We start from the raw sequence: 12,925 nt of genomic DNA, 5'->3' as shown, positions 1-12,925 counted from the left end.
GAAAGAGAAAGTATCATGGATGGTTCATTGATACTCCTTCGTCTTGCAGGCGCTATTTCCTTACTTCTTTGGGCGACACGCATGGTGCGTACAGGCGTTGAGCGCGCCTATGGTGATAAACTTAAATTAAAAATGCGTCACGTCATGTCCAATCCATTTTTTGCTGTAGGTTTTGGACTTTTCACAGCAGTCATTTTACAAAGCTCTACAGCGGTAACACTCCTTGTTGGATCTTTTGTTAACTCTGGCTTTGTCTCTAGTTTAATGGGACTTATGGCTGTGCGTGGAGGAGAATTAGGATCAGCACTCGTTGTCAAAATTCTTGCCTATGACCTTAATATCGCTGTACCGCTTTGTCTTTTCATCGGCACTTGTATTTTCATGACAACTGAAAAACGTGATTGGCGTCAAATAGGACGCATTGTCATCGGCATTGGTCTTTTGCTTTTATCTTTACAAATGACGAGCGCAGCCACAAAACCTTTCCGTGATAGTGCAATTTTACCCAGTATCATGGGCTATCTTTCAACTGATCCTGTTTCCGCTTTTCTGTTGGCAGCAGCATTGACCTACCTGTTGCATTCGTCCATTGCTGGAATAATTTTATTGGTCAATTTCGCTAACTATGACCTTATCCAAGCCCAATTATGTATTATCATGGTTCTTGGCGTTAATTTTGGCTCTTCTCTCATAGCACCACTTTTAACACGCAATGCTCCCCCTAACGCTCGCCTTGTTCCCTTAGGAAATTTACTCATGCGTGGAGCTGGTTCCATTCTTATTTTTATCTTATTTCTCTCTTTTCAACCACCAATCACATGGCTTGGCAATAATGCGTCTACTCAAACTATTAATGCCCATATCATTTTTAATGCTTTCATCCTTTTTGCTGGAATACCACTATCAAAATGGGTTTTAAAACTGACCACTAAAATTGTTCATATAAGTACAAAAAAAACGCAACCTGATAAAATTCTTAATTTATCTGATCAAACAGCTCTCGATGATAGCGTTATTGAGCGTCCAACTTTGGCACTTTCTAATGTCATGCGTGAAGTCATTCATATTTGTGATCTTGTGGATATCATGCTGGAAAAAGTTATAGAACTTTATGAAAAGCCTAATCCCACCATCACACGTGAACTTAACCAGCTTAACACTTTACTGGACAAAAAGCATATTGCAATCAAACTTTACCTTGCACGATTGGCTGGACAAAAATTATCTGATGAAGAAGCCCTTCAAACACAAGAGCTTTTAGGCGCTTGTATCAAGTTGGATCAAGCAGGAGACATTATTATTCATAATATGCTGATGCTAGTAAAAAAGAAACAACAAAAGGGTTTACAATTTAGCAATGACGAATGGAATGACCTGCTGCGTTTCCATGCCATTGTTCTAGCGAATGCGCATATTGCATTTAATGTTCTTGTTTCACATGATGCACATACTGCGCATTTATTGGTGCAAAAAAAAGATCAACTCCGTAATTTAGAAAAAGAGATGAGCCTAAAGCATTTTAAACGCCTGCGTGAGGGTGATTTCAAAAATGTAGAATCATCTAGTCTTCATCTAGACACTGTCCGCGATCTGAAACAAATCAACTCTCTTCTAACCTCAATGATCTACCCAATTTTAGAGGCTCAGGGACTACTTCAAAGTTCTCGCCTGCGTCCTCCCCCTAAACAACAAATAGCAAAACTGTAACTTTGAGGTTCTTTTAACAAGAAAATTAATGATTTTCATTCAGAGTAAAAGATATATCGTGAAAGATACAAACATTAGTGAGATTGTACATTGGCTAGGTTGGAACTGTTATATCAATATTTTTTCAGTTCGACCTGCACAACTTTTTGTAAAAAATTAAGCAGAAATATTTTTAACATCATTCCAAGTATTATTGATATCGCAAATGCTTCCTTCCCAACTTTTTGATCGTTAATTTTGCTAAGTTGCTTTCATCATGCCATTTCAGATTTTTTGAAACTTAAGTTATATAAGCCAACAAAAAAATCCATCTATCTATAAATGCTCTTTGGCACGCACAAAGAACTCTTTTGCAGACATTCTTTCTTTTTACATAAAACTGTTTTTAATTTCTTAGCATTTTTGGAAACCATGAGCAAAGCTGTGTGTCTTTGTGATTTCGTGGATATAATGTTAAACGCATAACATATTCACATGAATTGAAAAAACAGAAAAGTGAAAACTGTAACAAAATTCCTACTTATAACATCCCCTCAGACAAAAAAGAGATAAACCTTGATCTTTACCAAGCTCACCCTAGTTACAATTAACAGTCTAAGTTCGTGCAAAGAAAAATATAATGGAAGGGAGAATATAATGGAAGATGCAAATATTGGCTGGATTGCAGCTATTATTATCGGTGGCCTCGCGGGCTGTGCTGCACAATATCTTATGAAAAGCCAAACAGGAATATTTCTAAACATTGTGTTGGGAATTATCGGAGCAGCATTAGCCAGCTTTCTTTTTGGTCTTTTAGGCGTTAATTTTGTTGGCTGGATTGGCTATCTTATTTCAGGTTTTATTGGAGCTTGCATTCTTATATTTGCAGGACGAAAAATTCGACTATAGAGTGTTTTATGTGTTTTTTAGAGGCACCTTTTGGTGCTTCTTAAGACCCGCTAAATATTTTCGTTATGGCATTGGAGGTGCGGGGTGTTGGCTTTGGAGGGAAAGTGATTAATTGCTCAATTTCCAGCCTTTTTGAGCCATCATCATATCGTTAAGTAATAACGAGGAACTTTAACGCGTTGCCTCTATCTCTCACTTATTGTGCCTTCATATGAAAAAGGAAGGCGTTTGCATTAAGCCAATTTTTGCTGTATTTGTTATACGCAGTGAGTCATCTTTTTTATAATTCACGCACAAATATCATTGTTTTCAACACAGAATTGCTTACAAACATCATAGTGATAATCAAAACTTGTTAATTGAACTATTATCTCAACGTAATCAATGAATTATTACAAAAATTTAAACCAAATTATAAAAATTTTCATCACCCAGTACTTAACCAACACATCTTTCACTAATAATTAACGCTTTACTAGAAAACTCAACGCCCGCTTTGAATCCGTTAATGAAAGCAGAGTCGTTTTCGTATTAGCAAAAAGTAAAAATACTAAAAAGAATACATCACCCTCCTTTTTACATCTTTCCCATTTAGAATCTTGCTGCCTTTGCATTTCTGCATTACAATAAAACCGTCTATTTGTATGATCCAGCATAACGCATATGGAATACGGATTTAGGTGTAGAGCGAAATGATATCTGACCTTAAAGATTCTATCTTGCCGCCTCTGAAATGGCTATCCGATCAAGATCCTCCAGTACCAGCTGACGTCAATGATTGGCTCATGGAAACGGGATCTATGACACGTCGACTAGAAAATTACTGCACTCGCGTACATGTCGAACCGCAACGTGAATGTTTCATTACGCGTGATAAACTGGAGGAAGAAGCTGAACACCTGCCCAATAGTGCACGTTATTGGCTACGTGAGGTCATATTAATGGGAGACAATCAACCTTGGCTCCTTGGGCGCACTGTGATCCCACAAGAAACCTTACTCGAAGACAATCAAGCATTGATGAACTTAGGGAGTGTACCACTAGGACGTTATTTATTTAGCAGTGGTCAACTAACCCGTGATTACATTCACATCGGTCGACAAAATGCACTGTGGGCACGTCGCTCCCGTTTGCGATTAGCAGACAAACCATTATTACTAACTGAGCTATTTTTATCAGCTTCACCGCTGTACACAACAAATCCCGCATAAATGGGAAGATGTAAATATCCTAAAGAAAAGACAGTAATAAAGAAGAAGCAGATATTTTGTTTCCCTATCAGCAAAAAGAATCTACTAACTTGCTTTCTTTAAAGAATTCCTTTGCGATAAACCTTTATTGTATAATGTCAGCTACTGATATTTTCCTATGCTCTTTACACACTTGTTATAACTTGACAGGCGAACGATGATAATAAAAACACTTCTAGATACCCTCTATATTAAAATATAGTAATTTATTGTAGCTTTTTACGAAGTATTACCAACTTTAGAAAAATTCTTTTGCCCTGCATAGCGTTTCTTTAGCCAACCTTACCTCTCTATATACTGGAGAATCCCTCAACTTTTGTTTACGCCAAAACCTCACAAAAAGCTTTCTCAACTTCCACTTCATCAAGTTGAAGAAAAAAATCACAAATAACTACCATTTTTCCTTATCCGTTCTCTGCCAATTCTAAACACCCCGATTCTTTATGCAGAATAAATACGCACCAATTTTCCACACCATTCAATCACTTTGAGCTAAAATGAAAGTGTATCTAATAATCATCCCTCCCCCACAACATCAATTAAACGAAACATAGAAAAATCATCCTATCGTGCACTTTTAAAACAATTTTGCATACCACATCAATTTTATCCTGCAGCATAAATTTATCCAATTTTTTTCGAGTAAAAAGCAATGTTTAACTATCTCTTATACATCTTGCAATGTATGAAAAAATAATTAGCCTCTAAAGCTTGGAAAATTTAAAAACAAAACTTTACCTCTTCATGGAATATCCCTATACTCTCAATCTTAAGCGAAACATTGCAATAACAATATACACAACATCCGTTATAGTTGTGCTTTTTGCGTAACGTTGACCATTATATCTTTAAGATCACAAGTTGTGAGCACACACTATGACACAAACTATCTCATCTCCCAATCCTTGGAATGTAAATAAACCTACAGCTCTCTTAGTGCTGGCTGACGGCACAGTTATTCAGGGTAAAGGAGCAGGTGCTACGGGTATTACTGAAGCTGAGGTATGTTTCAATACTGCCATCACAGGCTATCAAGAAATCTTAACGGATCCATCCTATAAAAAACAAATTGTTAATTTTACTTTTCCCCACATCGGCAATGTAGGAGCAAATAACGAAGATATTGAAGATCTCACACCCCTTAACTGCCACGGGGCAGTTGGTGCTATTTTTAAAGCAGATATTACGCATCCCTCCAATTATCGCGCGAATGAAAATCTTAATCAATGGCTTAAAGCGCGTAATATCATTGCACTTTGTGGTATTGATACACGAGCACTAACTGTTCTTATTCGTGAAAAAGGTGCGCAAAATGGTGTCATCGCTCATGATCCCAATGGAAACTTTGACATCAAAGCTCTAAAAGAACGCGCACAAAAATGGACAGGTCTCCTCAATCTTGATCTTGCAAAAGAAGTGACATCGAAACAATTGATGAAATGGAATGAGAAACCGTGGATATGGAATGAAGGTTATAGTGCGAATGATGTACATAATTTTCACATTGTCGTAATTAACTATGGTATTAAGCGCAATATTCTCCGTCTTATCGCCGCACACGGTGCGCGTATAACCATCATGCCAGCAGATGCAACTGCAGAAGAAATTCTGGCAAAAAATCCTGATGGTATTTTTCTTTCCAATGGACCAGGAGACCCAGCCGCAACAGCTAATTATGCTGTTCCAACTATTAAAGCGCTCATTGAAAGTAATATACCGATTTTTGGCATATGTCTCGGACACCAGCTTCTAGCTCTTGCTGTAGGAGCCAAAACCATAAAAATGCATCAAGGACATCATGGTGCCAACCATCCTGTTAAAGATATTACCACTGGAAAGGTTGAAATTGTATCAATGAATCACGGTTTTACTGTAGAAACAGCATCTTTGCCGCAATATGTTGAAGAAACACATATTTCCCTCTTTGATAACTCAAATTGCGGTATACGAATTATTGAAAAACCAGTTTTTTCTGTTCAATACCATCCTGAAGCTTCCCCTGGACCACAAGACAGTCACTATTTATTTCAACGTTTTTGCAATCTCATTATGGATTATAAAAAAATAGCTTAGTTGAATAATTTTATCTTTTGAATTTTTCTCAAAAAATCGCTTTTTGTGCACAAACATATTATTTTGTAACAGAGTCGCTCATTCTTTTTATAAAATTATAAGCTTTATTTGTTTTTTGAATTATTTGAGAAAATGTTTTCACCACTTGAAACATTAAGAAGCTAACAAGCCCATAAGACAACTCTCAATGCTCCATATCAATGTCCGAAATAATAAACTCCCACAATTAGTACAAAAGATATCTGATACAAATTTCAAAATGGTAGTTTACTTAATTTATTGCTAAGATAAATCATGAACAGTATTTCAAAAAGTATATACACTTGCGTGCATTATTATAAAATATCACGACCAATTTTGTTGACTATACTCAACCCTTCTTACAATGTCAGCATTTTCAAAAAACTTAGCCAAATTTCAAATATAATGCACAATATCAGAAAATATAAATTATAGAGTTTTAAAGAAACTTCCCTCCTTCCAATATACGAGCACACTTTATAATCAAAGGATGTGTCATCAAAAAAACTTACAATTACAAACAATGAAACAAGCCTGCAAAAAAGATATATCATATAGGTTCTTGATACCACACATTACGTTAATGTTAGCAAAGATTATATTCCACGATGTTTTTTACAATTGATATTGTTACGATAAACGAACCACATCCATCATTTATTTTTAATTTTTAAATATTCAATTTCCCTTTTAATGAACATGCCATTACAATATCATCACCAAAGAAACCACATGAAGAATTTTTACAACTTCAAATAACAAATATCACAACAATGGAAGGCACATCATATTCACAATCGCAATATAAAAAGCATATTCTTATTCAAAAATTTCATTTATCGTAAATAATAGCTTATGTATCTATGTGTCGCTCACCAACTTTTATCTTCTATTGTATGAAAAAAGCATGAATAAAGATATTTTATAAATTACTTTCTTTGTATATTAACCTATAAAGCTATTTTAGCCTCAAAATTTAAACATTCTATCTGCCACAATCACGCACGGATATTTGTCACAGGGAAAAACCATGCCAAAACGCACAGATATAAAATCTATCCTTATTATCGGAGCAGGACCTATCGTTATTGGTCAGGCATGTGAATTTGACTACTCCGGCACACAAGCCTGTAAAGCATTAAAAGAAGAAGGATATCGAATTATTCTGGTCAACTCCAATCCTGCCACAATTATGACAGACCCAGATTTAGCTGATGCAACTTATATTGAACCCATCACTCCTGAAATAGTTGCCCAAATTATTGCCCATGAACGCCCTGATGCTCTCTTACCAACTATGGGAGGACAAACAGCACTCAATACCGCTTTATCATTAAAGCGTATGGGAATTTTAGATCGCTACCATGTTGAGATGATAGGCGCAAATGCCGATGCTATTGATAAAGCTGAAGATCGTGCATTATTCCGCAAAGCAATGGAAAACATTGGTTTAGAAACACCGCGTTCCATGTTAGCCAACGCAACTGAACTCAAAGAAGAAAATCGCCAACTACATGCAAAAAAACGCGATAAACTTAAAGCGCAATTTTCTGGTAATGCACTTGATCAAGCACTGGAAGAACTTGAGAACGATTGGCGCCATACTGAAGCTGACCGTAAACAGCATTATATAGCACATGCTACCGCAAAAGCAGTGCAAGCTCTTGATATTGTGGGGCTCCCAGCCATTATCCGCCCTTCATTTACGCTTGGTGGTACAGGTGGTGGAATTGCTTACAACCGCTCTGAATTTTATGAAATCATTGAACGCGGTCTTGAAGCTTCACCTACAACAGAAGTTTTGATTGAAGAAAGTGTTTTGGGATGGAAAGAATATGAAATGGAAGTTGTTCGTGATAAAAACGACAATTGTATCATCATTTGTTCCATTGAAAATATTGATCCCATGGGTATTCATACTGGCGATTCCATCACCGTAGCTCCCGCCCTCACCTTAACTGATAAAGAATATCAACGTATGCGTAACGCCTCGATAGCTGTACTGCGTGAAATTGGCGTTGAAACTGGGGGCTCTAATGTACAATTTGCTGTCAACCCAGAAAATGGTCGCTTAATTGTTATTGAAATGAATCCGCGTGTTTCCCGCTCTTCAGCACTTGCATCAAAAGCAACAGGTTTTCCCATTGCTAAGGTAGCAGCAAAACTCGCGGTCGGCTACACACTCGATGAGTTAAAAAATGATATTACGGGTGGTGCAACACCAGCATCATTTGAGCCATCGATCGACTATATTGTTACCAAAATTCCTCGCTTTGCCTTTGAAAAATTTCCTGGTTCATCACCTGTTTTAACCACTGCGATGAAATCTGTAGGAGAAGTCATGGCAATTGGTCGCACTTTTCAAGAATCGCTGCAAAAAGCGCTCCGTGGACTTGAAACGGGTCTTACCGGTCTTGATGAAATTATCATTCCCGAACACGCTGAAGGCGATGAAAAAAATTCTATCCGCTCTGCCATTGCAATACCAAGTCCTGACCGTCTACGCTACATCTCTCAGGCAATGCGTATGGGAATGCCTTTAAATGAAATTCACCAAATTAGCAAAATTGATCCATGGTTTTTGGAACAAATAGCCTCCATCATTGAAATGGAACAACGCATCCGCACTTATGGACTGCCCCAAGATGCAGACAATTTACGCATGTTAAAAGCTATGGGCTTTTCGGATGCACGATTAGCCACCCTCACGAAACAAGATCCCGATGATATTGCTGCTTTGCGTAAATCGCTTAATGTCCAGCACACTTTTAAACGTATTGATACTTGTGCTGCTGAATTTTCTTCACCTACAGCGTATATGTATTCAACATATGAAACCCCCTTTGCAGGCGTGGAACACTCAGAAGCACAAATTTCTAAACGAAAAAAGATTGCTATTTTAGGTGGGGGACCAAATCGCATCGGGCAAGGTATTGAGTTTGACTATTGCTGCTGCCATGCTGCTTTTGCCCTGCGTGATGCGGGCTTTGAAGCTATCATGATTAACTGTAATCCTGAAACAGTCTCGACTGACTATGATACATCTGATCGTCTTTATTTTGAATCTTTAACAACAGAAGATGTTTTAGCTGTTTTAGAAACAGAGCAGCAAAAGGGTGAATTGGTTGGAGTGATTGTTCAATTTGGTGGACAGACACCACTAAAATTGGCAAGTACACTAGAAAAACATAACATCCCCATCTTAGGAACCTCACCCGACGCCATCGATTTAGCAGAAGATAGAGACCGCTTTCAAAAATTGCTGTTTAAACTGAATTTAACACAACCAAAAAATGGTATTGCCCATTCGGTTGAACAAGCGCGCCTCATCGCTCATGAATTGGGTTTTCCATTAGTTGTACGCCCTTCTTATGTTTTAGGAGGACGTGCTATGCAAATTATCCGTGATGAGCGTAGCTTGCAAAACTATTTGCTTGAGACAGTTCCTGAATTAATTTCAGAAGAGATCAAAGCCCGTTACCCCAACGATAAAATGGGGCAGATCAATACATTGCTTGGTAAAAATCCACTTTTATTTGATACCTATCTAACAGAAGCGATTGAAGTTGATGTTGACTGTTTATGTGATGGAGAAGAAACGCTGGTCGTTGGCATTATGGAGCACATTGAAGAAGCAGGTATCCATTCTGGTGATTCAGCATGTTCTTTACCAGTACACACACTTTCACATAAATTAGTGACTGAATTAGAGCGTCAAACCAAAGCGTTAGCAAAAGCGCTTTATGTTCGTGGCTTTATGAATGTGCAATATGCCATTAAAGATGACACAATTTATGTCTTAGAGGTCAACCCTCGCGCTTCGCGTACTGTCCCATTCGTTGCAAAGACAATCGGTCGTCCCATTGCTAAAATGGCTGCACGTATTATGGCAGGAGAAACGCTCCAAAGCACTCTTCAAGCTTATGGTGGATTACCTTCTCAGCAACAAAAACAACGTATCGCTGTCAAGGAAGCTGTCTTTCCTTTTGCTCGCTTTTCAGGTGTCGACACACTTCTTGGTCCAGAAATGCGTTCAACTGGTGAAGTAATGGGGCTTGATTATGAATTTGCACTTGCTTTTGCGAAAGCACAGCTTGGAGCTGGCGTTGAACTTCCAAAGGAGGGCACTTTGTTCGTTTCGGTGAGAGATGAAGACAAAAAGCATATCTTAATTCCCGTCAAACGTTTAATCGAGCTTGGCTTTTCTGTTTTAGCAACCAGCGGAACACAAAAATTTCTTTTTGAACATAATGTTAATGCAAAAAAAATTAATAAAGTACTAGAAGGACATCCTCATATTGAGGATGCCATTCGTAATCGGCAAATTCAATTAATTTTTAATACAACCAATACTGCCAGCGCCATCTCAGACTCTAAATCATTACGTCATGCAGCACTTATGCAAAAAGTTCCCTACTACACAACAATGGCTGGTGCCAAATCCGCAGTACAAGCCATAGAAGCACTCAAAAAAAATTACCTTGAAGTGCGCTCACTGCAAAGCTATTTCACTTAAAGTGTTTTTTATACCACAAAACATGCCATTTTCTCTATTTTTTATCAGTTTTTGCTTTGTATAAAAAACATTATGTAGAAAAATATAGATTAAAGCTTGCTTTTTATCCTCAAAACCTTTACACACAACCCTTGTCGAACTTTCGGTTATGTGACTTTCTTTTCCGTGCGATTTGCACTTCTGACAAGACTTCTCCCACCTAATTTCGATCTAAAATCATATTGAAGGCTTTTAGCTTCAGTATACGATAATTGTATATTCTAAGGAGTTTCCTATGTCTACAGGAACAGTTAAGTGGTTTAACACAACAAAAGGTTTTGGATTTATTCAGCCTAGTGATGGAAGTGCAGATGTATTCGTACACATTTCCGCCGTTGAGCGTTCTGGTTTAAGTAACCTGCAAGAAGGGCAAAAAGTTTCTTATGACGTTCTTCAAGATCGTCGTTCAGGAAAATTTGCTGCAGATAACCTCGCAGCCCTTTAATCTTTAAACTTTACTACATTTCATTAAGAAATCTTTGCCTTATCTTTCTAGGTAAGGTTTTTTTTATGGAAGAATCGTTTAACCTTGTAACGGCTTTCTACTTTGCACAAATATTAAGATTCTTCTTTTTCTCTAAAATCTTGCGTAATTATCAAAGAGTGCTTCCTTGTAAAAGACTAAAAAAAAAGATATAAAATCTATATCTGAAGCAAAGTTTCCTAAGAGTTTTTCTGCATTTTCATTGCATACAACGTAATCTCTTATAAAATATCTTCAAATCAATAATCATTTGCTTATGTCGTATAAGGATTAAAATTATGGATTTTATTGCCGATAGGCTTTCTCTGATTAAACCTTCCGCAACAATTGCTGTTTCTCAAAAAGCACGTAATTTGAAAGCATTAGGTCGTGATGTCATTGCTTTAAGCGCTGGAGAACCAGATTTTGATACACCAAACAACATCAAAAATGCTGCCATTGAAGCTATTCAACGTGGAGAAACAAAATACACGCCCATATCTGGTATTCCAGAATTACGCCAAGCGATTGCCGCAAAATTTAAAAGAGAAAACAATCTCATTTATCAACCAGAACAAATCATTGTTGGTACTGGTGGCAAACAAATTCTCTTTAATGCACTGATGGCAACTTTGAATAAAGGAGATGAAGTCATCATTCCATCCCCTTATTGGGTTAGTTATCCAGAAATGGTTACCCTAAACGATGGTACACCTGTCTTTGTGGAAACCAAATCTGAATTTTCTTACAAACTGCAACCACAAGATCTAGAATCTGCCATCACACACAATACAAAATGGTTCATTTTTAACTCTCCTTCAAATCCATCAGGTGCTGCTTATACGCATGATGAATTGAAAAAGTTAACAGATGTCTTAGTGAAATATCCCCATGTACATGTTCTCACCGACGATATATATGAACATCTAACATATGAAAATTTTACTTTTGTTACTCCAGCTCAGGTAGAACCAAAACTTTACGATCGCACACTTACAATGAATGGTGTTTCCAAAGCTTATGCCATGACTGGTTGGCGAATTGGCTATGCAGGTGGACCACAGCAATTAGTGAAAGCCATGGATATCATTCAAGGTCAACAAACATCTGGTACAAGCTCTATTTCACAGTGGGCAGCCGTTGAAGCACTTAATGGCCCACAAGATTTTATCACGCAAAATAAAAGCATTTTCCAAGCACGCCGTGATCTCGTCGTTTCTATGCTAAACAAAGCTCCTGGCATTCACTGTCCAACACCAGAAGGCGCCTTCTATGTTTATCCTTCCTGTGCAAAGTGTATTGGGAAAAAAACTCCCGAAGGTAAAGTGATCGCTAATGATGAAGATTTTGTAATAGCGCTTCTAGAAACAGAATCTGTTGCTGTAGTGCATGGATCCGCTTTTGGGCTTGGACCAGCATTTCGTATTTCTTATGCAACATCAGAAAAATTGCTTGAAGAAGCTTGCTTACGTATCCAGCGCTTTTGCAGTAGTTTACTCTAAAGCTCTCAGCGTTATCCATTGTTACAGTTTTGGTGGAGTGGTCAATTTTTCATAAGATCTTTGGTAATTGAATCGTCGCGCAAAAATAAATGGATTCTATAAAAAATTTATATCAATAAAGCTACTGGGAGCAAAATATATACCCCGATATAAAGAAATAATCCCTTTTGAACTGTTACAGTCATGTTAAATTATTATTACCTAAAAACAGTTACATAGCGAGTAAATCCTACACTTATCAATTAAATTTGCGACGCTAAAATTCTGGTGCCCATAAATATATTTATTATACGCTCAGCAAAACCTTTTTTATTTTACAGCGACTATATTATGGTTAAATTCTCTCCCCAAGCTTCCTTCTCATTGAGCTTTAATACTCGTAAAAAATAGTTGAACATCCATAAAATTTCTGAAATTTCTTCTCATGCCTTTTCAAAATATCTCAATTTTTAGGCATTATTTTAAT

The 12,925-nt window shown here is 37.3% G+C and carries 7 protein-coding genes; all 7 read left to right on the top strand.

Translation table 11 applies throughout. The features are described from left to right. The first annotated feature begins 15 nt into the window (after window positions 1-15). The 7 genes from ACMFKV_RS04240 (at window position 16) to ACMFKV_RS04210 (ending at window position 12,459) form a co-directional block, all read left to right on the top strand. Complete coding sequence (locus ACMFKV_RS04240; protein WP_336288228.1) at window positions 16-1,707, top strand: Na/Pi cotransporter family protein; 1,692 nt, start codon at window positions 16-18, stop codon at window positions 1,705-1,707. A 636-nt stretch (window positions 1,708-2,343) separates the two neighbouring features. After that, window positions 2,344-2,595, top strand: coding sequence for a GlsB/YeaQ/YmgE family stress response membrane protein (locus ACMFKV_RS04235; protein ID WP_336288227.1), 252 nt, complete (start codon window positions 2,344-2,346; stop codon window positions 2,593-2,595). A 692-nt stretch (window positions 2,596-3,287) separates the two neighbouring features. Then, a complete protein-coding gene (gene ubiC, locus ACMFKV_RS04230; RefSeq protein ID WP_413154582.1) occupies window positions 3,288-3,806 on the top strand; it encodes a chorismate lyase in 519 nt (172 codons plus the stop codon). A gap of 915 nt (window positions 3,807-4,721) precedes the next feature. Further along, window positions 4,722-5,918 (top strand): glutamine-hydrolyzing carbamoyl-phosphate synthase small subunit, encoded by a 1,197-nt coding sequence (gene carA, locus ACMFKV_RS04225; protein WP_336288224.1) that lies wholly within the window; start codon window positions 4,722-4,724, stop codon window positions 5,916-5,918. A gap of 1,051 nt (window positions 5,919-6,969) precedes the next feature. Beyond that, window positions 6,970-10,455, top strand: a complete 3,486-nt coding sequence (gene carB / locus ACMFKV_RS04220) for a carbamoyl-phosphate synthase large subunit (RefSeq protein WP_413154581.1) — start codon at window positions 6,970-6,972, stop codon at window positions 10,453-10,455. 274 nt (window positions 10,456-10,729) lie between these two features. Next, window positions 10,730-10,939, top strand: a complete 210-nt coding sequence (locus ACMFKV_RS04215; RefSeq protein ID WP_332060502.1) for a cold-shock protein — start codon at window positions 10,730-10,732, stop codon at window positions 10,937-10,939. Between the two features lie 317 nt (window positions 10,940-11,256). Then, window positions 11,257-12,459, top strand: coding sequence for a pyridoxal phosphate-dependent aminotransferase (locus ACMFKV_RS04210; RefSeq protein ID WP_336288222.1), 1,203 nt, complete (start codon window positions 11,257-11,259; stop codon window positions 12,457-12,459). Window positions 12,460-12,925: the final 466 nt, after the last annotated feature.

The sequence above is a fragment of the Bartonella propinqua genome, assembly GCF_047263965.1.
Lineage (GTDB): Bacteria > Pseudomonadota > Alphaproteobacteria > Rhizobiales > Rhizobiaceae > Bartonella.
The sequence above is the reverse complement of the archived record's forward strand: the minus strand, read 5'-3'. Positions and strand labels throughout refer to the sequence as shown.